General features: G+C 41.2%; 15 protein-coding genes. 11 read left to right on the forward strand and 4 right to left on the reverse strand.

What is annotated here, in order from left to right; translation table 11 throughout:
• Window positions 1-143: 143 nt before the first annotated feature.
• The 6 genes from EAX61_RS12760 to EAX61_RS12785 all read left to right on the forward strand — a co-directional run bounded on the left by EAX61_RS12760 (window position 144) and on the right by EAX61_RS12785 (window position 9681).
• Window positions 144-1586, forward strand: a complete 1443-nt coding sequence (locus tag EAX61_RS12760; RefSeq protein ID WP_121918087.1) for a glycogen synthase — start codon at window positions 144-146, stop codon at window positions 1584-1586.
• A complete protein-coding gene (locus EAX61_RS12765; RefSeq protein WP_121918088.1) occupies window positions 1586-2854 on the forward strand; it encodes a glucose-1-phosphate adenylyltransferase in 1269 nt (422 codons plus the stop codon). The genes EAX61_RS12760 and EAX61_RS12765 overlap by 1 nt, the downstream gene beginning before the upstream one ends.
• Window positions 2854-4812 carry a 1,4-alpha-glucan branching protein GlgB gene (glgB, locus tag EAX61_RS12770; RefSeq protein WP_121918089.1) on the forward strand — a complete coding sequence of 653 codons (1959 nt, stop codon included), beginning with the start codon at window positions 2854-2856 and terminating at the stop codon, window positions 4810-4812. Before EAX61_RS12765 ends, glgB begins: the two co-directional genes overlap by 1 nt.
• A gap of 226 nt (window positions 4813-5038) precedes the next feature.
• Window positions 5039-7441 (forward strand): glycoside hydrolase family 31 protein, encoded by a 2403-nt coding sequence (locus EAX61_RS12775; RefSeq protein WP_121918090.1) that lies wholly within the window; start codon window positions 5039-5041, stop codon window positions 7439-7441.
• A 38-nt stretch (window positions 7442-7479) separates the two neighbouring features.
• Window positions 7480-8301, forward strand: a complete 822-nt coding sequence (locus tag EAX61_RS12780; protein ID WP_201739459.1) for a M48 family metallopeptidase — start codon at window positions 7480-7482, stop codon at window positions 8299-8301.
• 63 nt (window positions 8302-8364) lie between these two features.
• Window positions 8365-9681 carry an MFS transporter gene (locus tag EAX61_RS12785; protein WP_121918092.1) on the forward strand — a complete coding sequence of 439 codons (1317 nt, stop codon included), beginning with the start codon at window positions 8365-8367 and terminating at the stop codon, window positions 9679-9681.
• Here EAX61_RS12785 and EAX61_RS12790 read toward each other — a convergent pair.
• Window positions 9678-11051 (reverse strand): aldehyde dehydrogenase, encoded by a 1374-nt coding sequence (locus EAX61_RS12790; RefSeq protein WP_121918093.1) that lies wholly within the window; start codon window positions 11049-11051, stop codon window positions 9678-9680. The two genes, EAX61_RS12785 and EAX61_RS12790, sit on opposite strands and share 4 nt — an antisense overlap.
• Window positions 11052-11429: 378 nt before the next feature.
• On the opposite strand from EAX61_RS12790, the gene ilvD reads away from it, so the two are divergent.
• The 5 genes from ilvD to ilvA all read left to right on the forward strand — a co-directional run bounded on the left by ilvD (window position 11430) and on the right by ilvA (window position 18834).
• Window positions 11430-13109 (forward strand): dihydroxy-acid dehydratase, encoded by a 1680-nt coding sequence (gene ilvD / locus EAX61_RS12795; RefSeq protein ID WP_121918094.1) that lies wholly within the window; start codon window positions 11430-11432, stop codon window positions 13107-13109.
• 159 nt (window positions 13110-13268) lie between these two features.
• The gene (gene ilvB / locus EAX61_RS12800) at window positions 13269-15002 is read left to right on the forward strand and encodes a biosynthetic-type acetolactate synthase large subunit (RefSeq protein WP_121918095.1); all 1734 of its coding nucleotides are present in this window, start codon (window positions 13269-13271) and stop codon (window positions 15000-15002) included.
• A gap of 145 nt (window positions 15003-15147) precedes the next feature.
• Window positions 15148-15705, forward strand: a complete 558-nt coding sequence (ilvN, locus tag EAX61_RS12805; protein ID WP_121918096.1) for an acetolactate synthase small subunit — start codon at window positions 15148-15150, stop codon at window positions 15703-15705.
• Between the two features lie 230 nt (window positions 15706-15935).
• Entirely contained in the window at window positions 15936-17411 is a 1476-nt protein-coding gene (gene ilvC / locus EAX61_RS12810; RefSeq protein WP_121918097.1) for a ketol-acid reductoisomerase, read from the forward strand.
• A gap of 157 nt (window positions 17412-17568) precedes the next feature.
• The gene (gene ilvA, locus EAX61_RS12815) at window positions 17569-18834 is read left to right on the forward strand and encodes a threonine ammonia-lyase (protein ID WP_121918098.1); all 1266 of its coding nucleotides are present in this window, start codon (window positions 17569-17571) and stop codon (window positions 18832-18834) included.
• Window positions 18835-18836: 2 nt separating this feature from the next.
• Here the strand turns inward: ilvA and EAX61_RS12820 are convergent, their stop codons facing one another.
• The 3 genes from EAX61_RS12820 to EAX61_RS12830 form a co-directional block, all read right to left on the reverse strand.
• Entirely contained in the window at window positions 18837-19667 is an 831-nt protein-coding gene (locus tag EAX61_RS12820; protein WP_121918099.1) for an NHL repeat-containing protein, read from the reverse strand.
• 41 nt (window positions 19668-19708) lie between these two features.
• Window positions 19709-22009: an amylo-alpha-1,6-glucosidase gene (locus EAX61_RS12825; RefSeq protein WP_121918100.1), complete on the reverse strand. Its 2301-nt coding sequence runs from the start codon at window positions 22007-22009 to the stop codon at window positions 19709-19711.
• A 124-nt stretch (window positions 22010-22133) separates the two neighbouring features.
• Window positions 22134-23036: a hypothetical protein gene (locus EAX61_RS12830; RefSeq protein WP_121918101.1), complete on the reverse strand. Its 903-nt coding sequence runs from the start codon at window positions 23034-23036 to the stop codon at window positions 22134-22136.
• Window positions 23037-23452: the final 416 nt, after the last annotated feature.

A 23452-nucleotide genomic window follows, 5' to 3' on the forward strand; every position in this document is an offset into this window, starting at 1 on the left:
CAGGATTATAGGTACGCTTTCGCGAAAGCGTAACCCAAAATCACTACAACGTTATTTACGATTTAAGTGTATTTTAAGTTTTCAAATAGGGAGATAGGCAATTTATATGTTAAATTTAACTCGTATCAAACTAAACAAACCAAATGACAATTCTTCACGTAAGCGCCGAATGTTATCCCGTTGCCAAAGTAGGTGGGCTGGCAGATGTGGTGGGCGCCCTTCCAAAATATCAAAATAGAATAGGACACAAAGCGAGTGTCGTGATGCCCTATTATAAGACAAATTGGGTCGAACGTGCATCGGGAAAAGGTATATTTAGGCATAATCTGGTCGTTCTAGGTAAAACCTTTTTTGCCGAAGTTCTCGAAGTAGACAACGAGCTGGGCTTTCCGCTATTTTTAGTTAGAATAGCAGACCTTACAGATCGTGAGAAGGTATATGGTTATGAAGACGACAGCTTGCGGTTTATCGCTTTTCAGCGCTTGGTGTTGCAATGGTTGCTTACTTTAAAGAAGAAACCGGATGTTATAAACTGTCACGATTATCACACAGGATTGATTCCATTTATGATGCAAAAGTGCCCAGTTTTTACAGATTTAAAGGATATTCCAACAACGCTTTCCATTCACAATGCCCAGTATCAAGGAGAATTCTCGCACAATTGGGGAGGACTACTACCAGAATTTAATCACAGCGACTTAGGTCTGCTGGACTGGTACGGGAAGATAAATCCGCTGGCGACGGCCATAAAATGTGCTTGGAAAGTAAATACGGTTTCTCCATCGTATATGGTCGAGTTGCAGGAAAAAGCAAATGGGCTGGAAGGTCTCTTGCGTCAGGAAAAAGCAAAATGTGTAGGGATTTTAAACGGCATCGATACGGAGACTTGGAATCCATCTACGGACGAATACTTGGTAAAAAATTACAATATCCGCACTAGAGTTGCTGGACGTAAAAAGAATAAAGAAGCACTTTGTAAAGAATTTGGGCTTGACCCATCTAAACCACTGTTTGGTTTTATAGGAAGATTGGTCTGGGAAAAAGGCGCAGATCTCCTTCCAGAAATAATAGATACTGCTTTACAACAACACGATGTTAATATTATCCTTTTAGGAAGTGGCGCACCAGAAGTTGAATATCAACTCGAAGCTTTAAAAGACAAATACCCAGGTCGCTATAATGCCTACATAGGCTATGAAGAAAGAATGTCACATTGGGTATATTCTGGAGCAGATTTTCTCCTGATGCCCAGCAGGGTAGAACCGTGTGGATTGAATCAACTCTACAGTTTGCGCTACGGTTGCGTGCCCATAGTTAGAAGAACTGGCGGATTGAAAGACACCGTCATAGACGTAGGAGATGGTGGGAATGGAATATGCCACGATCAGACTTCTGTATTTGATGTAGTATATAGTATAGGTAGAGCTTCAGTACTATATCATGAAAAAAAGTTCTTTAAAGAGAATCAGAAACAAATGATGGAGACAGATCACAGTTGGGAAAACGCAGCTGGAGAATATGTATCTTTATATGAGCAATTAGTAAAAACGGCAAACAACCGTAAAACCTCAAAAACCAAAAAGTAATGAACAAGAAAGTATTAGCTGTCATTTTAGGAGGCGGTCAGGGCACAAGATTATATCCACTTACGGCACAACGATCAAAACCAGCTGTTCCCATTGCAGGAAAATACAGACTTGTGGATATACCTATTTCTAACTGTATAAATTCTAATATTAAGAGAATGTTTGTTTTGACACAGTTCAACTCTGCTTCACTTAATAAGCATATCAAGCATACCTATCAGTTTTCTTATTTTTCAGAGGCTTTTGTAGATATTCTTGCCGCGGAGCAAACTCCAGAAAATAAAGGTTGGTTCCAAGGAACGGCAGATGCTGTGCGCCAGAGTTTACACCATTTTAAGGGTTACGAGTCTGAGTACATTATGATATTATCTGGTGACCAGTTGTATCAAATGGATTTTAATAAAATGCTCAAAGCTCATATTCAGTCTGAAGCAAAAATTACCATTGCTTCTTTACCTGTGAATGCTAAGGATGCTACTTCTTTTGGTATTTTAAAGACAGATGACAACAACACCATAACGTCATTCATAGAAAAACCGTCGGAAGATTTACTTCCCGACTGGCAATCTGAAGTGAGCGATAATATGAAGGCTCAAGGTAAGAATTATCTCGCGTCTATGGGAATTTACATCTTTAATAAAGATTTATTAATAGAACTTCTCGAGGGAACAGATACAATGGATTTTGGAAAAGAAATCATCCCGCAATCCATTGAGACGCATAAAGTCCTTAGTTATCCCTATGAAGGATATTGGACAGACATTGGGAACATAGAATCATTTTTTGAGGCAAATATCGATTTGACCTCAGATATGCCCCAGTTTAATCTATTTAACAAAGGAAAGTCTGTACTTACAAGACCTCGTGTCCTGCCACCTTCTAAGATTTCGGGCACAACCTTAGAAAAATCTATCATTGCCGAAGGTAGCATCATACACGGAAGTCGCATCGCAAATTCTGTGATAGGAATACGTTCCAGAGTAGGAAAAGGAACCGTAATAGAAAATGCCTACGTTATGGGAAGCAATCGTTTCCTTGATCTGGAAGAAATTAATAATGCACGAGCTACAGGCGTTCCTCACGTGGGAATAGGCGACCGTTGCTTTATAACAAACTGTATCATTGATAAAAATGCAAAAATAGGTGACGATGTGCGCATTACAGGAGGAAAGCATCTAGATGATGTTGAGACAGAAACGTATGTCGTACGCGATGGTATAGTAGTCGTAAAGAACGGAGCAACTATCGAATCCGGAACCATCATTTAATGGGACACGTACAGACACATAGTTTATTTACAGATTTTGATATCAGCCTTTTTAAGGCTGGAAAACATTTTCGTCTACACGATAAAATGGGAAGCCATATATGTGAGGTGAACGGAGTAAAAGGAACCTATTTTGCAGTTTGGGCACCTAGCGCAAACCAAGTTTCGGTCGTGGGAGATTTTAATTTCTGGAAAGACGGAGAATATAAACTCAATGTACGTTGGGATTCTAGCGGTATTTGGGAAGGATTCATTCCAGAAATAGGTCACGGCGAAGTCTACAAATACAAAATTCACTCAAATCATAACGGAGTCATAACCGAAAAAGCTGACCCTTACGCTCGCAGAGCAGAACACCCACCACAAACGGCTTCTATAGTCTACGAAACTAGCCATAAGTGGAAGGACAAAAAGTGGATGAAAAAACGCCACAAACACAACAGTCTCAACGCTCCATATTCTGTTTATGAGGTGCATTTGGGTTCCTGGCGACGTAAGATTGAGGAAGGAAACCGTAGTTTAAGTTACTCTGAGCTCGCAACAGAACTTGTAAGCTATGTAAAGGAAATGAACTTTACACACGTAGAGTTTATGCCCATTATGGAATATCCCTACGATCCTAGTTGGGGGTATCAGGTTACGGGATATTTTGCTCCTACATCGCGTTTTGGTTATCCAGAAGAATTAATGACACTTATAGATGCTTTGCATCAAAATGATATTGGAGTCATTCTAGATTGGGTACCCTCTCATTTTCCAGAAGATGCGCACGGACTAGGAATTTTTGACGGAACAGCTTGTTATGAGCACCCAGATAAAAGAAAAGGATATCACCCAGACTGGAAATCCCTTATTTTTAATTACGAACGCAATGAGGTGCGTAGCTTTCTCATAAGCAACGCAGTCTTTTGGATGGAACACTATCACGTGGACGGACTCCGAGTAGACGCAGTAGCCTCGATGATATATCTGGATTATAGCCGTGAGGATGGCGAGTGGGAGCCTAATGACCAGGGAGGAAGAGAAAATCTTGCTGTCATCTCATTCCTTAAAGAACTGAATCAAGAGATTTACGGCTCATTCCCAGATACCCAAGTCATCGCCGAAGAATCTACAAGCTTCCCGATGGTGAGCAAGCCAGTTTTTGCTGGCGGACTCGGATTCGGTATGAAATGGATGATGGGCTGGATGCACGACACGCTAGAGTATTTCCAAAAAGATACCATATACAGAACACATCATCATAACGAGTTGAGCTTCTCGATGACCTATGGGTTTACAGAAAACTTTATGCTCCCACTTTCTCACGATGAGGTGGTGTACGGTAAGAAGTCCATTATAGGTAGAATGCCGGGTGACGAGTGGCAACGCTTTGCGAATCTCAGGCTGTTATACACCTATATGTATACTCATCCGGGAGGGAAGTTACTCTTTATGGGAAGTGAGTTTGGACAAGGAACGGAGTGGAATTTCAAAGATCAGTTAGATTGGTACGTGCTTAAATTTGATATACATAAGCAAATGCAAACCGCCTTTGCTGAAATAAATAAATTATACACGACCACACCCGCGCTTTACGAAAGACAATTTGAGCCAGAAGGTTTTGAGTGGATTGCTCACGATGACAGCCAGAATTCTGTGCTAAGCTACATACGCAAAGGTGAGGATGATAAAAAGGTGTTAGTCTGTGTTTTCAATCTCACACCAAACCCGAGAACGGAGTATCGCATAGGTTTACCTTTTAAAGGAAGCTTGCGCGAAATATTCAACAGTGACGATACCGCTTTTGGAGGGACAGGCGACTGGAAAAACAAAAAACTCAAAGTAACCGCCGAAAGCTGGAACGGAAAAACACATTCGGCCGAAATTACGATTGGACCTCTTGCAGGAGTCGTATTTGAACTCAAGGCATCGGCCACGAGAAAACCTTCGACTAGCAAGAAGATTAAGAAAGCGTAGCTCTTCTATTTATGGCGAGAGTTAGGTGGCTATTTTCCTAAAAATTAGACTGTTTATGTAATTACATTTTCTTGCAAATGGAAAGGTGGAGCCGACTAAAATTTTCGCGAAAGCGTAAAAATCAAACTTTTTAACCTTACGAAAACGTTAGCGTTAATAACTAATTACGATTTAACACGCTATTTTAAAAGGATAGCGTTTATTTGGATACCCTAATAAAAATACTATGATTGTAAATACGGAACTGCAACAAAAAGGCAACCAGTTTCCCAACCGAGTAGTTGACTTTAAGAAAGAAGTTGATACCCTATATTTCACCACCCAAAACGAAATTATTTTAGAACTCACCGTCCTTAGGGATAGCGTGATTCGCTTTAGATATGCAACAGGCGGTGTTTTTGAACGTGATTTTTCCTATGCGATAGATGAGAATGCCTCTCGAGGTTACAATCATCTTGAGCTCAAGGATGATAAGGAATACTACCACGTTCATACGTCAAAATTGCATATTCGCATTGAGAAGGAGAGCTTACAGACCGCGATTTATGATACGGATGGCAACCTGATTAATGAGGATGAAATTGGTTTTCACTACGAGGAGAGCTTCCATTACGGCGGTAATATCGTAAAGATGAGTAAGAAGGCGCAACACGCGGAGTCTTATTACGGACTGGGCGATAAGCCTATGCACTCTAACTTGAGAGGTAAACGTGTGCAAAATTGGGCTACGGATCAGTACGCTTTCGCGAAAGATCAAGACCCTATCTATAAATCTGTTCCATTTTACATCGGGCTTAACAACAAGAAGGCCTACGGTATCTTTTTTGACAATACGTTCAGAACCTATTTTGACTTTTGTCAAGAACGTATGGGTGTGACCAGTTTTTGGGCACAAGGTGGAGAGATGAATTATTATTTCATCTATGGACCTCAAATGTCTGATGTAGTTACAAGCTATACAAATCTTACTGGAGTTCCAGAATTACCACCTATGTGGGCTTTGGGTTACCAGCAATGTAAATGGAGTTATTTTCCAGAAAGCAATGTAAAAGAAGTTGCGGCCAAGTTCCGTGAACTTAAAATCCCTTGTGATGGCATCTATCTGGATATAGATTATATGGAGGGTTTCCGTTGTTTTACCTGGAATAAGGAATACTTTCCAGACCCTAAACGTATGGTTAAGGAGCTGGCGGATGATGGTTTTAAAACTATAGTCATCATTGATCCGGGGATTAAAATAGACAAAGATTATTGGGTGTATCAAGAAGGGGTCAAAAATGATTACTTCTGTAAACGTGCAGATGGGCCCAATATGAAAGGAAAAGTATGGCCTGGAGAATGTAATTTCCCAGATTATACAAATCCTAAAGTTCGCGACTGGTGGGCTGGATTATTTAAAGAGCTTATAAGCGACGTAGGTGTAAAAGGAGTGTGGAATGATATGAACGAGCCTGCAGTAATGGAGGTTCCAGATAAGACCTTCCCGCCAGACGTGCGCCATAATTATGATGGTGATCCTTGTAGTCACAGGAAAGCACACAATATTTATGGAACGCAAATGGCACGGGCGACGTATGAAGGTGTTAAGAAATTTGCCTATCCTAAAAGACCTTTTGTAATCACAAGATCTGCTTATAGTGGAGCGCAACGTTACACTTCGTCTTGGACGGGAGATAACGTAGCAAGCTGGGAACACCTATGGATCGCAAATATTCAAGTACAACGTATGTGTATCTCAGGAATGAGTTTCACAGGGACAGACATCGGTGGTTTTGCAGAGCAACCTACGGGTGAGCTATATGCGCGCTGGATACAGCTTGGTGTTTTTCATCCATTTTGTAGAACGCACTCATCTGGACATCACGGAGATCAAGAGCCTTGGGCCTTTGACGAAGGGGTAACAGACATCGCGCGTAAGTTTATAAACTTGCGTTATAGATTACTTCCTTACTTATATACAATGTTTTATGAGTATGTAGAGAAGGGCACACCGTTATTGAAGCCACTCGTATATTTTGATCAGGATGATGCACAAACGCACTATCGTACAGATGAATTTATATTTGGTCATCATATTTTAGTTTGTCCAATTCTGGAGCCAAATGCTAAAGGACGTCGCATGTACGTGCCTAGAGGAAATTGGTACAATTACTGGACAAAGCAAATGATCGCAGGAGGTAAAGAGCAATGGGTAGATGCAGATATAGATGAAATGCCACTTTTTGTAAAAGAAGGTACCATTCTACCTAAGTATCCTATACAACAATATGTGGGAGAGTTAACGATCGAGCAAGTCGAGCTGGAAGTGTATTATGGTCTTGGTAAGAACGCATCAAAACTTTATGAAGATGCCCAGGATGGTTATGACTATACAAAGGATCGATATAGCTACCGTACTTTTAAGATGGTAGGACGTGAAAAAGATTGGATCATACAGCAACACAAGCGCGGAGATTTTATGACTTCTTACGATACATTTAGAATCCATTTGATCGGACTTCCATTTGATATTAAGGAAATAGAGCTCGATAATGAAGTAGTCTCTTTTGAGGATGTACATTTTGACCCAGTGGCTTGTGCGCTAATCATTAACAAAGATTTCACGGAGTTGCATCTTACGGGAGCTTAACATTTTCGTAATTTTAGGTAACCTTAAAAATCAAGATGATGAAAATGAAAAATACACTATTACTTGTGCTCGCAGTATTTATGCTTAGTGCCTGTAAAACAAGTCCGTTCACGGGTAAAAAGACGCTTAATTTTGTGAGTAATGACCAGCTTTTTCCTATGGCTTTTCAACAATATAATCAGTTCCTTTCTGAGAATAACGTTGTAACCGGAACAGCAGAATCTGCGATGGTAAAGCGGGTAGGAGAGAAGATTGCTGTGGCAGCAGAGCGCTATCTAACGGCGCTCGGAGAACCTGGATACTTGAATGATTACAGGTGGGAATACAATCTTGTACAAGATGAAGCTATAAACGCTTGGTGTATGCCAGGAGGTAAGATTGTAGTGTATACTGGTATTTTACCTATTACGCAGACAGAACGTGGCCTTGCAATGGTAATGGGTCACGAGCTTGCTCACGCACTTGCAAACCACGGAGCGCAACGTATGAGCGCTGGACAATTGCAACAGCTTGGAGCTCTAGGAACTGCAGTTGCAGTTTCTGGACAAGATCCTGCAAAACAACAGCAAATTATGCAATTGTATGGTGTGGGTACTACCGTAGGTGGAATGCTTCCTTTTAGTAGAAGCCACGAGAACGAGGCAGATAAAATTGGACTTTTGATTGCGGCAATTGCGGGTTACGATCCTACGGAAGGAGCAAAACTATGGCAACGTATGAAAGCAGCCAGTAATGGCCAAGCCCCGCCAGAGATTATGAGCACACACCCATCATCAGACACACGTATTGCTAATCTTACGGAATTAGTTCCCTTTGCAAAACAAGAAGCGGCAAAATTTGGTGTGACTACATTTCAATAAGAATTAAGAATAATATTTCCTTAGAAAAGCTGTGCAGTCGCACAGCTTTTCTATTTTAGTAGGATGAAAGAAGTACTTCCTAAAGGTCATAAGAAATTATTAAATGCTTGGGCATTCTATGATTGGGCAAATTCCGTTTATAGTCTTGTAATCGCTTCGGCTATATTTCCTTTGTTTTACGGTGCTTTGTTTCGAGGGGCTGGCATTGAAGAGATAGAAGTCTTTGGGATGCTACTACGTCGCAGTCCCCTAATATTTTATACTACTGCCATTGCATTTCTCGTGGTTGCTATAATTTCTCCTATTCTTTCAGGAGTGGCAGATTATCTAGGGAACAAAAAGTTCTTTTTAAAGCTCTTCTGTTACATCGGAGCACTTTCAACGATAGGTCTATATTGGTTCAGTCTAGAACATATTTATTGGAGCTTACTTCTGTATCTATTGGGGCTGGTAGGATTCTGGGGCAGTTTGGTATTTTATAACTCCTATTTGCCAGATGTCGCTTTCCCTAAACAGCACGATGCGATAAGTGCAAAGGGGTATTCATTGGGTTACGTAGGAAGCGTACTTCTGTTAGTCGTTTGTCTTGCAATGATTCTAGGATACGAGTCTTTTGGATTTAAAGATGAAGCAATGCCCACTCGATTATCGTTCGTACTCACAGGAGTCTGGTGGATTGGATTTAGTCAATATACATATGCTTATTTACCAAAGGGAAACAAAAGTCGTGGCAAACTTACAAGTACGGTTTTATTTAATGGTTTTAGAGAGCTAAGAGGTATATGGCAATCTATGCAAAACCAGCTCCGACTTAAAAAGTATTTATATGCTTTCTTCGTATATAGTATGGCAGTCCAGACAGTAATGCTGGCCGCAGCTTATTTTGGAGAACAAGAATTAGAGTGGGGAAGTGATAGCGAGCGTACCACAGGGTTAATAGTAAGTATCTTATTGATTCAACTCGTTGCCGTACTTGGAGCAGTTCTTACTTCAAGACTATCTGCGCGAGTTGGAAACCTAAAAGCCTTAGTCATTATTAATATTGTTTGGATTCTCATTTGCGCTTGGGCGTATTTTGTATATACACCTTTCCAATTTTACTTTACGGCAGGATTCGTGGGATTAGTAATGGGAGGCATACAGTCACTATCCAGATCCACCTACGCAAAGTTTTTACCAAAAGATACGCTAGATACCACTTCCTACTTTAGCTTTTACGACGTCGCCGAAAAAATAGGAATTATCATAGGCATGTTCCTCTACGGCTTTGTAGAAGAAATTACGGGCAGTATGCGTTTTAGCATCGTTTTTCTGATTGTATTCTTTGTCGCGGGAGTAATATTACTCAAAAGAGTCCCTAGAGAAAGAACTGTTGTTTAGAGCCATTTTGTAAATCGTTTAAGTATACTGAGCTTGCCTTTGTAAGGTGCATAACGTACAGGGACATCCAGCCACGTCCCCCGCTTAACAACTGATTTTGCGTGACTAAAAGTGTAGAAACTCTGAGCCCCGTGGTAACTGCCTACCCCAGAATGACCTACACCGCCAAAGGGTAATCTATCATTTATGAAGTGAATGAGCGTATCGTTCATCACGCCACCGCCATACGAGAACGCGTTGTTAAACCAATTTTTAAAAGACCGCTTTCGCGAAAAAACATATGCACTCAGGGGCTTCTCAAAAGAGGTAAGGACATTTTCAATATCCTGCTTACTGTCAAACGTCAAAACGGGAAGAATGGGACCAAAAATTTCTTCTTGCATTACCGCATCCTGTAATGTCACATTCTCTAAAATCGTAGGTGCGATATATAAATCGGCTTTGTCCGTATTTCCTCCTTTAAAAACGGAAGCTCCATCCAAAAGTTCCGAAAGTCTCTCGAAGTTTTTTTCATTAATGATTCTTGCAAAATCAGGCGATACTTTGGGATCTGCGCCATAAGCTCTTGTGATTTCTATATCCAGTGCAGTAAGAAGCTCTTTTTTCTTTGAAGAATGCACAAGGATATAATCCGGTGCGATACACGTCTGACCAGCATTTACAAATTTCCCCCACACGATACGCCTTGCCGCCTGCTGGATTTTTGCCGTCTCGTCTATGATGCACGGACTTTTTCCGCCAAGTTCTAATGTCACTGGAGTGAGGTGTTCGGCGGCAGCTTTGTATACAATTTTCCCAACAGGAACACTCCCAGTAAAAAAGATATAATCCCAGCGTTGTGCAAGCAATTGTTGCGCAATTTCTTTATCGCCTTGTACCACAGTAATATGTCCAGGGTCAAAAACTTCACTTATGATTTTAGCCAATAATTCTGACGTTTTTGGTGTGAGTTCGCTAGGTTTCAGCACCGCTGTATTTCCAGCCACAATTGCTCCTATGATAGGCCCAACCGCAAGCTGAAAGGGATAGTTCCACGGGGCGATAATAAGTGTTGTACCGTAAGGTTCGTAATAAATGTAATCGCTACTGGGGAAATTGAGGAGTGAAGCTTTTACCTTCTTCGGTTGACTCCATTTATACACTTCCTTAATTGCCAGATTGAGTTCTTGGTGTACGATACTTATTTCGGTAGCTACCGTTTCAAAAGGCGGTTTTTTAAAGCCGGCCGTCAGGGCATCTATAATATGTTGCTCGTGCTTTTTTATGCTTTCGCGAAAGCGTACCAAACATTCTTTCCTGTAAGCAATGTCCTTAGTTTGACCTGTTTTAAAAAATGCTTGTTGCCGCTCTAAAATCTTTGGAATATTCAAAATGCGATGTTTTACTCAAAAATAGGTTGTAATCAGTTTTTAATTGTTCCGTTTATCAAAGTTTTAATAATCATACCGCACTTTCTGAGCTATAAAAATACGCGCAACATCATTTGTTTTATTTACAAAATATATAATCTAGAATATTATATATTTTATGGTTACGTAATTTGTAATAAACCGCTTCTAAATTGGCTAATCCATAAAAGTAATCGTGCTTTTAACTGCTTTGGGGTAATCATTATATTTATATTAAAACATTGTATTTCAGAGATATAGGTGTTTATTGTCAGGGTTGAGCACCGTGAAGGATTATGACGAGGAACGGGATAAGCATTATAATAAATTAATTTTATAACTCTAAAGAGCAATATACCCTTGAAGGAACTTAATAAATACAGCAAAGCGGTCACACAAGACCCTACGCAACCTGCAGCACAAGCCATGTTACACGCCATCGGTCTTACCGATGAAGATTTTAAAAAACCACTAATCGGTATCGCCAGTACGGGTTATGAGGGCAATCCTTGTAATATGCACTTGAATAATCTTGCACTGGATATTAAAAAGGGAGTGCAAACTTCTGATTTGGTAGGTTTAATCTATAACACCATTGGTGTAAGTGACGGTATATCTATGGGAACTCCAGGAATGCGTTACTCGCTACCCTCACGTGATATCATTGCAGATTCTATGGAAACGGTGGTGCAAGCGATGTCTTATGACGCGCTAGTTACCGTGGTAGGTTGTGATAAAAATATGCCCGGTGCACTAATGGCACAATTACGATTAGATAGACCTTCTATATTAGTCTACGGAGGAACGATTGCTCCAGGATGCCACGAAGATAAGAAGCTAGACGTCGTGTCTGCTTTTGAAGCTTGGGGTGAGAAAGTGGCCGGAACAATTACTGAAAAAGAATTTAAAACTGTAGTACAGAAAGCTTGCCCTGGTGCGGGCGCCTGTGGAGGAATGTACACGGCAAACACAATGGCTAGTGCTATCGAAGCATTGGGAATGAGCTTACCATATACCAGTTCAAACCCAGCAGTATCAACTAATAAAACAGCCGAGTGTGCCAGAGTAGGAGCGGCGCTTAGAAAATTAATTGAAAAAGATATCAAACCATCAGATATCGTAACACGCAAATCGTTAGAAAACGCCGTAAAGCTGGTAACGGTTTTAGGAGGCTCGACAAATGCGGTACTGCATTTCTTGGCGATAGCAAAAGCAGCGCAAATAGAATTTACACTTAAAGATTTTCAACATATAAGTGATACTACACCTTTCCTTGCAGACCTAAAACCTTCAGGTAAATACCTTATGGAAGATTTGCATAATGTAGGCGGAGTTCCAGGCGTGTTAAAATATATGCTCGAACAAGGAATGTTACACGGCGATTGTATGACCGTAACAGGTAAAACCATTGCCGAAAATCTTGCTGAGGTAGATCATCTAAAAGCGCATCAAGATGTAATTCACACCGTAGAAAACCCGATTAAAGAAACAGGGCACATCCGTATTCTTTACGGAAACATCGCTAGTGAAGGATCGGTGGCAAAAATTACAGGGAAAGAAGGATTGCATTTTACAGGAAGTGCCAGAGTTTTTAATGGAGAATATGAGGCAAACGCTGGTATTGGTGCGGGGAAAGTAAAGAAAGGTGATGTAGTTGTAATACGCTATGAAGGCCCACAAGGAGGCCCAGGAATGCCAGAAATGCTTAAGCCCACGGCTGCCATAATGGGTGCAGGTCTAGGTAAAGATGTAGCATTAATCACAGATGGTCGTTTCTCAGGAGGAACGCACGGTTTTGTAGTAGGTCATATTACTCCAGAAGCACAAACTGGAGGGGGAATCGCTCTAATAGAAGATGGCGACACCATCACTATTGATGCAGAAAAGAATACGATAAATGTAGAAGTGAGCGACAGCGAACTAGCAAAGCGAAAAGCAAACTGGACCGCTCCAGCACTTAAAGTAACACGCGGCTCATTATATAAATATGCACGAATGGTATCCTCTGCAAGTGAGGGCTGTGTAACAGACGAATTTTAAAGTAGTCGGTAGTCTTTAGACGGTAGACGGTAGTGAATAATTATGTAACCAATTGGACTCCCTTCCTTTGAAGGAAGGGCTGGGGATGGATGTTCGCAACAGTAAGAATAAACAACAAGATTTCCGCCTTCGCGGAATATTAAATTAAACGCTCAAAAAATGGACGTTAAAACAATAGATAAAAAGCAGTCTGCAGCAGCTACGACGACAAAAATGTCTGGTAGCGAGGCATTAATCCACTGTCTGGTGGCCGAGGGTGCAAACTTAGTGTATGGTTATCCTGGCGGGGCAATAATGCCTTTTTACGATCAGCTACATATCCATCAGGATAAGATTCAGCACGTGCTAACACGTCACGAGCAGGGTGCAACGCACGCTGCACAAGGTTTTGCGAGAGCAACAGGGAAAGTTGGCGTGGCTGTGGCAACATCAGGTCCGGGTGCAACTAACCTGATTACAGGTATTGCCGATGCGCAGATAGACAGCACACCTATGGTCTGTATTACAGGTCAAGTGGGTTCGCATCTGTTAGGAAGTGATGCATTTCAGGAAACCGACATTATCGGTATTTCTACACCAGTTACAAAGTGGAATTACCAGATTACGAGCGCCAAGGAAATTCCAGAAGTGATGGCAAAGGCGTTCTATATTGCTCGCTCTGGTCGTCCAGGTCCTGTTCTTATAGACATCACAAAAGATGCGCAGTTTGAAGAGTTTGATTACGCTTACGCGAAATGTGAACACATCAGAAGCTATACCCCAACGCCAGAAGTTCAGGAAGATCAGTTAAAAGCTGCTGCCGAAGCAATTAACGCAGCTAAAAAACCTATGATTGTTTGGGGACAAGGAGTTATCCTAGGTGAAGCCGAAGAAGAATTTAAAGCTTTTGTAGAAAAGTCTGGAATTCCAGCAGCTTGGACCATCTTAGGCGTATCTGCAATCCCAACTAGCCATCCGCTCAATGTGGGGATGGTTGGAATGCACGGAAACTATGGGCCTAACGTACTTACAAACGAGTGCGATGTACTCATCGCAATAGGTATGCGCTTTGACGATCGTGTGACGGGAAATCTAGAAACCTACGCAAAGCAGGCTAAGATCATTCACTTTGAAATTGATCCTGCTGAGGTAAGTAAAAATGTAAAAGCAGATTATCCAGTCCTAGGAAATTCTAAAGAAACCTTGAGCAGAATTCTACCCCTAATAAATGAAAAAACGCATACAGACTGGCACCAGCGATTTAAAGATCACGATGTCATTGAGTATGAAAAAGTAATCAAGAATGATATCCACCCGACTAAAGAAGGTCTTACCATGGGAGAAGTCATCGAGCTGATTAATAAAAAGACCAAAGGTGAAGCTATTATCGTGACAGATGTTGGTCAGCACCAGATGGTGGGCATACGATATGCAGATTTTAATCAGTCTAAAAGTAATATTACTTCTGGGGGTTTAGGTACTATGGGCTTTGCATTACCAGCGGCGATTGGAGCAAAAATGGGAGCGCCAGACCGTGAAGTTGTTGCAATAATAGGTGATGGTGGATACCAGATGACCATTCAGGAACTGGGAACCGTATTTCAAACCGAGGCAGCCGTAAAAATAGTAGTCCTTAACAATGAGTTTTTAGGAATGGTACGCCAGTGGCAACAATTGTTTTTTGACAAGCGCTACGCTAGCACCGAAATGAAAAACCCAAACTTCTGTAAAATCGCCGAAGCCTACGATATCGAAGCACAAAAAGTATCCAAAAGAGAAAACCTAGAAGCAGCTGTAGAAAAAATGATCGCCAGTAAAAACAGTTTCTTCCTAGAAGTAATGGTAGAAAAAGAAGACAACGTTTTTCCTATGATACCTACGGGAGCAAGTGTGAGTGATATTAGGTTAGAGTAGCCTTTGTCCGTTCGAGCGCAGTCGAGAACTACAATGATTAGGAATATTAAATAGTAGATTTAAGAATATAGAGCAAAGATCATAGAATATAGACTTAAGAGAGCATCTATATTCTAAATTCTTTTCTCTTTTATCTATAAGAGTAATGAGTGAGAAAATAAACACATACACCGTAACCATCTACACCGAAAATAATATCGGATTGCTTAACCGTATTTCCGCAATTTTTCAACGTCGTAAGATTAATATTGAGAGCCTTTCGGCCTCAGAGAGTGAGATAGATGACGTCTTTAAATTTACACTCGTGGTAAATATTACAGAGCACCAGATGGAAAAAATAAAAGGGCAAATAGAGCGCCAGGTAGAGGTGATCAAAGCTTTTTACCACACAGATGAAGAAACCATCTTTACTGAAAGCGGTCTCTTTAAAATCAAATCTGAACTACTTTTTGAAGAGCCACAGATTCAAAATATCATTAAAGATAGCCACGCACGCATCGTCACCGTAAATCGGGAGTTTTTTGTGTTAGAAAAATCAGGGCGTCGTTCAGAAATTGATTTGGTACACCGCGAGCTCAAGCCTTTCGGTATTATGCAATTCACCCGTTCAGGAAGAATTGCGGTAACTAAAACAGAGATGCCTATTTCCACTTTATTACAACAGATAAAGGATGAGCAGGAGGCTGCTTTCGCGAAAGCGTAACTGGAAATTAGAAAAACGATACCTCCGAAAAAAAATAACTAAGTAACAAACAAAAGAACTTTCTAGCTTCTCTCCCTCTGGGAGAGATGTCCGCAGGACAGAGAGGGCTTAGTCACCCAAGCCAGAATGATATCATTTTTGTTAAGTCAGGAAACTAGTACAAACTAATAACAATAGCTGAAAGCGGAACGAGATTTCCGCCTTCGCGGAAATGACAAAAAGAATTTTCAATGAGCAATTACTTCAACACATTACCACTTAGAGATCAACTTGCACAACTCGCAAAATGCCGATTTATGGACGCCTCAGAATTTGGCGATGGTATCGACGCAATTAAGGACAAGAAAATCGTCATCGTAGGTTGCGGGGCGCAGGGACTTAATCAAGGACTCAATATGCGTGATAGCGGTTGTGATATTTCGTACGCACTACGTGAAGGAGCGATTAAGGAAAAACGCCAGTCATTTAAAAACGCTTCTGAAAATGGCTTTAATGTGGGTACGTATGAAGAGCTGATTCCAAGTGCAGATTTAGTATTGAACTTGACTCCAGATAAGCAGCATACATCGGTAGTTAAAGCGGTGATGCCGTTAATGAAAAAAGGAGCAACCTTATCTTATTCTCACGGTTTTAATATCGTGGAGGAAGGAATGAAAATACGTGAAGATCTTACCGTAATTATGGTAGCACCGAAGTGTCCAGGATCTGAGGTAAGAGAAGAGTATAAAAGAGGTTTTGGCGTTCCGACATTGATTGCAGTACATCCAAATAACGACCCAGAAGGAAAAGGTCTCGCCCAAGCTAAAGCCTATGCCGCAGCTACCGGTGGTCATAGAGCAGGAGTTTTAGAATCCTCATTTGTTGCTGAGGTGAAAAGTGATTTAATGGGCGAGCAAACCATTCTTTGCGGAGTTTTACAAACGGGATCTATCCTTTGTTTTGACAAAATGGTAGAAAAAGGAATCGACCCAGCATACGCAGGAAAATTAATTCAGTACGGCTGGGAAACTATTACCGAAGCCTTAAAACACGGCGGCATCACAAATATGATGGACCGTCTGGACAATCCATCGAAAATTAAAGCCTTCAATTTAGCAGAAGAATTAAAGGATATTATGCGCCCACTTTTTGAGAAGCATATGGACGATATTATCTCGGGTCATTTCTCTAAAACAATGATGGAAGATTGGGCAAATGATGATAAAAATCTGCACAAGTGGAGGGCTGAAACTGGAGAAACGGCTTTTGAAAAGCAAACCATCACGTCTGATGAGATTTCTGAGCAAGAATATTTTGACCACGGCGTTTTGATGGTGGCGATGGTAAAAGCTGGTGTAGAACTTGCTTTTGAAACTATGACTGCCGCTGGAATTATTGAGGAGAGTGCTTATTACGAGTCACTCCACGAGACGCCACTTATAGCAAATACAATAGCAAGAAAGAAACTATTTGAGATGAACCGTATCATTTCTGACACGGCAGAGTATGGATGTTATTTATTTGATCACGCCTGTAAACCTTTATTGACTGACTTTATGAAGTCCGTAGAGACTGATGTTATAGGTGCCGCTTTCGCGAAAGGTAATGATGTAGATAACCAAGAACTCATCGCCGTAAACGACGCCATACGTAATCATCCTGTAGAAGAAATTGGGGCTACTTTGCGTAAAGCTATGGTAGCGATGAAGAAGGTAAAGACCGAGTAGAAGTAAAATGTCTGCTCGAGCGCAGTCGAGAGCTCTTTTATTAGGCAAGGGATTGCAATTCTCGAATGCGCTCGAACAGACAGACTGATTACTAAGTGTAAAATGCGGATTAGATTTCCGCCAAAGTTTATCCTGAGCGACAGTCGAAGGACACAATATGACAATAGAGACCAAAACATACATCCCATCCTTAAAATCTATTACTGACGCGGCAAATCGAGTCAAGGAGGTAGCGATTAAAACGCCGTTTATGCGCAGTTTTACCTACTCTAGTAAATTTGATGCTGAGGTGTTTTTAAAGCGTGAGGATTTGCAACAAGTGCGCAGTTACAAAATCCGTGGGGCATTTAATAAGATGAGCACGCTTTCTAAAGCCGAAAAAGATAAGGGAATCGTTTGTGCGAGTGCAGGAAACCACGCGCAGGGTGTTGCGTTGTCTTGTGCAAAATTGCAAATTCACGGCTCTATTTATATGCCTACCACCACGCCTAAGCAAAAGGTGGAGCAGGTAGAGATGTTTGGCGGCGATTGGGTAACAGTGATTCTAGAAGGTGATCTTTTTGATGACGCTTTCGCGAAAGCGTCTGAAGTCTGCAACACAGAGGGAAAGATATTTGTACATCCCTTTGATGATGAAAAAATTATCGAAGGGCAGGCTACCGTAGGATTGGAAATTTTGACGCAGTCTGAAAAACCTCTCGATTATGTTTTTGTCCCCGTAGGCGGAGGCGGACTCATAGCTGGATTGTCCAGTGTCTTTCATCATTTATCGCCTAAAACACAAATCATAGGCATTGAACCTGAGGGAGCACCTGCAATGATGCATTCGCTTTCGCAAAAGGAAAACATCACACTCGACGAAATAGATAAATTTGTAGATGGCGCCGCAGTACAACGCGTAGGAGACCGCAATTTTGCCATTGTGGAGCAACTCGTAAGCCGTATCGTAACTGTAAACGAAGGTAAAATTTGCCAGACCATACTAGACCTCTACAACCGTGACGCCATTGTGGCAGAACCTGCAGGAGCAATGACCCTCGCCGTTCTGGATCAATTTGCAGATGAGATTAAAGGTAAAAACATCGCCTGCATCGTAAGTGGTAGCAACAACGACATCACCCGTACCGCCGAGATTAAGGAGCGAGCTTTGTTATATCAAGGTTTAAAACACTATTTCATCATAAAATTCCCGCAACGCGCAGGCGCATTAAAAGAATTCGTTGCCGAAATTCTCGGCCCAACAGATGACATCACCTATTTTGAATATTCTAAAAAGACGAGCAGGGAACAAGGGCCAGCCATTGTAGGTCTAGAAATTAAGTCTCCCGAAGATTTGCAACCGCTTGTAGATCGTATGATCGCGCGTAAGTTTTTTGGGGAGTATTTAAATGATAAGCCGGAGTTGTTTCAGTTGTTGGTGTGATTTTAGAGTTTATAAATCAGTAATTTTTTCTGCCGATTCATAGGCAACAACAATAACTTCTTATCAGCGATATAAGCAATATCCCCAACGCTTTGTCCCACCTCAAGAATCTCTTTTGTACTTCCATCGTCTAGATTTAAAGTATGAATTTTCCCACTACGCCAGTCTGAGATAATAAGATGATTATCATCATACGGACGGACCCCATCTAGATTGCCTATTTTCTCAGTAAGTGGAGTGATTTCCTTGGTCTTCATATCGATTTTAGAAACCGCACCACCTTCTTCTGAGCCACCCCAGCTTGCTATATACATTGTGTTATCGTGAATCAGTATACCGTTAGGATTATCAAGTCCAGCATCTTTCAGCCAAAGGCTAAAATTTCCTTCTGTGTCTAACTCATAAATTTCTGAAGTACGGGTATCTGTTACATAAATTTTTCCATCTGGAGCAATAGTTGCATCATTGAGCATCCCGATACTAGGAAGCGTGTGCCGTTTTAGGATTTCCCCAGTTTTTAAATCGGCTTCTATGAAGACCGTGTTATCGCCTACATATAATTTATCACCTTGTATCAGGATTCCTTTCGGATCGTCAAGGCCGGAAATAAAGTTTTTATTAACCATTTGTCCGTCCAGACTTACAGTTGCAATTCCGCCATCACCAGCTTCTCTGCCACCCATATATGAAGTATATATAAGTTCGGTTTCTGGATGGTAGACTGCGCTTTCACAAGCGGGCAAGTCTATAACTTCGTGAAGGAGTGTAGGCGCTTGGGCAAAGCCAACTAATATGCCTATGATGCATAAAAAAATGGTGTTAATCGTTTTCATTGTGTGCAGTTTTTAATTAGGTCATATTTTATATAATATTCTTAGTCATTTTCAACAACAAAACCAAAAGACGCATCGCCCACAATCACTTTCCAACTGCCAGAATGTTTAACTACCTTCAAAGTATCGTTTTTTGGTTTATCAGCATCATAAAATACGGATATTGAAGTGTCTCCCACTTGAACATTCTCCAAACTTCCCGTTTTCCACGTACTAGGCATCTGGGGATTGATATAAATAGTTTTGCTCGCTCCATCAGGCTGTATGCCAAAAAACTGCTCTACAATAGGAACAGCATATCCATAAATATTCCAAGCCTGGGTAATCATTCCGTAATCTGGAGAGACTTCGTACATACTACCAGGTAAAGCGTAGGAAAAACTACGCGTCATTCGTTTTAAATAATCCAAAGCTTTGTCAGGATTTCCGTAGTTATTTTCTCCTATAATTTGCACAGCGGTAGGAAGCGTCATCACCGCGCCTGTATAGGAAAACTGCTTACTGCCTTTAAATGAACCATCATCTGTTCCTGCACTCTCGTCACGATCTATTCCTGTAACAAATACGCCAAAGGGATTTACAAACCGTTCTGCTGTTTGTAAGGCTTTTTTGGCTTTATCAGGAGGCGCTATTCCCATTTCCATCGGTGTGTTAACCACCCAATTGTGGTGCAATACAAAAGGTCTCGGACGTGACGAAGGATTTTTTAGGATGGCTTTTTTTGTTGCTTTCAGTTCGGCAACAGCCCAAGGTTTATTTAAGGTGTCTGCACGAACGATAGCATCTTCTATAAGGTGTAACGCTTGCTTATCGGTACCGATAAAGTCGGCATAACTCTGGAACTCTTCACTCCAAAATTCGGTGTTTATTTTGTCCTTTAGCGTTTGTGCGGTCTGCGCATACTTTCGCGAAAGCGTATCCATACCCAACACCCGAGTAATTTTAGAAGCATCATCAAAAGCTCTTTGCGTATACACCGCGACATCTATCATCTCGCTGTCCAAGCCGTGTATTTCCATCATTCCGAAACCGTCAGGAAAGCCATTTCCGTCCTTATCTTTTTCGGTCATTAGCCATTCCAGTCCTTTTTTTATGGTAGGGAAGTAACGTTCTAAAAATTCCCTGTCGCCATTCCAACGATAAGTATTCCAAATAAGCGAAGCAAATTGAGGCGTTTCATTTATGTTTCCCTTATTAAAAACGGCGCCATTCGTACTCATTTCGTGCAGGATGCGCCCATTACCGTTTATGGCGTTTGACACCGAATCCAGCAGGGCAATCGTGCTATACACCGCATCGGTTTGCCCGATGGCCATATAGCCCTTGAGCGCATACTCGCTGTCTACCCCAAACCACCACGGGTAATCAGGAATACCCGCTGTGATGCCTCGGCCTATCTCAGGTACTTCCTGTATGAGCCAGTCTGAGTTGTACTTAAGCCACTCAAAAGCCTGCTCGATTTTCTTGTCGGGAATGGTGAGTTTGGTCTGATTTGCAAGGGTGGCGTAGCGTTCTTTTTTTGCTTTCGCGAAAGCGTACGAATTCTCGTGAATAGACTCATAAGTAGCCATTGCTTCATCTTGAGAATGATAACTCCCAGCAATCACGAACGAAATTGTTTTCGAACCATTTGCAGGAATAGTGATAGGATAAATAAGCTCACCAGTTTGCTGACCATCCAAAATGTACTTTATTTGATTTAATGATTTTTGGTTCGCACCAAATACTACAAACCAAGGGTTATTGACATCTCCCGAAACAAATGCATCTATTTCTCTGTTGTAAGTAATGCTATCTTTAGCATTAATCATTCCGGTTTCTTCGCCGAGCCAAGTAGGTCTCAAATCAACAATGCCGATAAAATCTAGTTCAAAAGAATTTAATTCATTCGATGTATTATCAATCTTAAACTGAATAAAGATACCTTCTTTTCCATCGGGTACAAATTGCCATCTTGTTATATTTAGATTTGCTTCTTCAATTGTATAACTATGCTTGTTGGCAAACGGATAATTGGTGAATTGTTTTGCTTCATTCAACCCATAGGCTCCACCATCTTTAAGAATACCTACATCAAACCCGTCCATCAACTTGATAGGATGATTCCAAATTCCGCCCATTTCGTCCTTAATATGCCAACCGAGCTCAGGAAAACTACCGTCCTGATGTCCTACCATATAGACACGATCGCCAGCGGTGACCATTGGGGAGTTGAGGTAATCGGTCTTTCCTGTAATAGAAGGACTATCCTTTAAAAGTTCGGCAATGTTACTTGTATGCGATTCTTGTTTAGTGCAAGAAATAAGGATGGCGACGATAAATAATAGGTATAGTGAGCGCATCTAATAAATTTAGACCTAAAAGTAAGAAAGCCAAGGCATAAAATACCTTGACTTCCATTATTTGTATTTCTGCGTACGCTTTCCTGCCTACCGGACAGGCAGGCGCGAAAGCTGAAACAACTCTTTATTTCTTCATTTCAATAACTTCTGCACCGTCAGGCATCTCAAAATAAGCGCTCTTTGTTTCAGGGGCAAACGTAATATCAGAAACTTCGATGGTCGTGATATGCTCTCCAGCCTTTTCATCTTCGGTAAGCCAGTGGGTGTGATAGCCTGTGGCGAGCTCAATGCCGTTTACAATTGTAGTGCCTTGCAATTCCATTAATTTTTCAGGAAGATGACCGCCGTCTGGGAAATATTGCGGATACGAAACAATATAGCGTATTACCGCTAGTTTGTGATTTTCCTCGCCAAAATACAGTACATAATAATCGTCTGGCGCATCTCCAGTACCTTCGGCAAAGGTTACTTTTATGGCATCGTACGTCACGTCCTTATGCGTTTTATCGGCCAACTTTTCTAATCGTACGCCTTCACCGTCTAAAATAAACGGCTGACCTAAAAAGTAGTAGGGTGTAAGCGCCCAGAAACGCATATCAAATGGAAATGCTGTGCTGTCTTTTACTTTTTTCCAGGCTTTCTCACCCGTCCAGCCAAATTCCTGAGAGCGATCATCTACATTTTGGTGACGAGCTTTGTTGCTCCACGTATCTACGGTTTGATAGGTATTACGACGCGTGCTTCCATCTAACGGCACGTAATCAAAATGAAAAGACAACGGTCCGTTCTTATACCAAGTGTCCAGACCACCGTGCGCTTCCATCGCTTGCCAAACGATTTTTCCCGCTTCGCTACTGTTCAGTTGTTTTTCGGCTTTAGAAACGCGGTCTTTTATCCACGAGTCGGGTTTTAAGGCTAGATTTTCATTTGTGGTCTCTGCTTTATCAGTAGGTTTTTCAGACTTTTTTTCTTGGCAAGAAATACAAGCCAGCAAAGCAAAACCTATAACGAGAAATAATTTTTTCATTTTAATAATTTTGGTTAGTATGCTTATTTCAGTCTCATAAAGGTCGGCGTTCTTACGGTTTACCTTCTAAAAGTATTCTTAAATATTTATATTCCATTCGATTGCAGGGTATTCTATGGATATGATAATGAGCGTAGTGTAAAAATGATAATTTGGTAAAAGTTCGGAGGAGCGCTAAAATTTTCGCGAAAGCGTACATCACATTCATATAAGTTTCTATCTTTATCAAACAAAATGAACAAATTCTTTGCACATATCACATCAGTTTTCTCAGCACTTCTAGCTGAAAGACCCGCTGTGCAATTAATTCCCGTTCCTGTGCGCCGTTTCCGCCGTCGCCCGTAAGGGTGTTTTTATTTAGGGATGGCAGGTGAGTCCTATCCCATATTCCACTAGGAAACAGCAACTTTTCAAAT

The organism is Dokdonia sinensis (assembly GCF_003688895.1).
GTDB classification, from domain to species: Bacteria; Bacteroidota; Bacteroidia; order Flavobacteriales; family Flavobacteriaceae; genus Dokdonia; species Dokdonia sinensis.

Bases quoted from the DNA above. Each gene is read 5' to 3' on its own strand.
- ilvB (WP_121918095.1), top strand. From the start codon at position 13,269: ATGGACGTTAAAACAATAGATAAAAAGCAGTCTGCAGCAGCTACGACG.
- EAX61_RS12765 (WP_121918088.1), top strand. From the start codon at position 1,586: ATGAACAAGAAAGTATTAGCTGTCATTTTAGGAGGCGGTCAGGGCACA.
- EAX61_RS12780 (WP_201739459.1), top strand. From the start codon at position 7,480: ATGAAAATGAAAAATACACTATTACTTGTGCTCGCAGTATTTATGCTT.
- ilvA (WP_121918098.1), top strand. From the start codon at position 17,569: ATGACAATAGAGACCAAAACATACATCCCATCCTTAAAATCTATTACT.
- glgB (WP_121918089.1), top strand. From the start codon at position 2,854: ATGGGACACGTACAGACACATAGTTTATTTACAGATTTTGATATCAGC.
- EAX61_RS12760 (WP_121918087.1), top strand. From the start codon at position 144: ATGACAATTCTTCACGTAAGCGCCGAATGTTATCCCGTTGCCAAAGTA.
- ilvN (WP_121918096.1), top strand. From the start codon at position 15,148: ATGAGTGAGAAAATAAACACATACACCGTAACCATCTACACCGAAAAT.
- EAX61_RS12775 (WP_121918090.1), top strand. From the start codon at position 5,039: ATGATTGTAAATACGGAACTGCAACAAAAAGGCAACCAGTTTCCCAAC.
- EAX61_RS12830 (WP_121918101.1), bottom strand. From the start codon at position 23,036: ATGAAAAAATTATTTCTCGTTATAGGTTTTGCTTTGCTGGCTTGTATT.
- EAX61_RS12825 (WP_121918100.1), bottom strand. From the start codon at position 22,009: ATGCGCTCACTATACCTATTATTTATCGTCGCCATCCTTATTTCTTGC.
- EAX61_RS12820 (WP_121918099.1), bottom strand. From the start codon at position 19,667: ATGAAAACGATTAACACCATTTTTTTATGCATCATAGGCATATTAGTT.
- EAX61_RS12785 (WP_121918092.1), top strand. From the start codon at position 8,365: ATGAAAGAAGTACTTCCTAAAGGTCATAAGAAATTATTAAATGCTTGG.
- ilvC (WP_121918097.1), top strand. From the start codon at position 15,936: ATGAGCAATTACTTCAACACATTACCACTTAGAGATCAACTTGCACAA.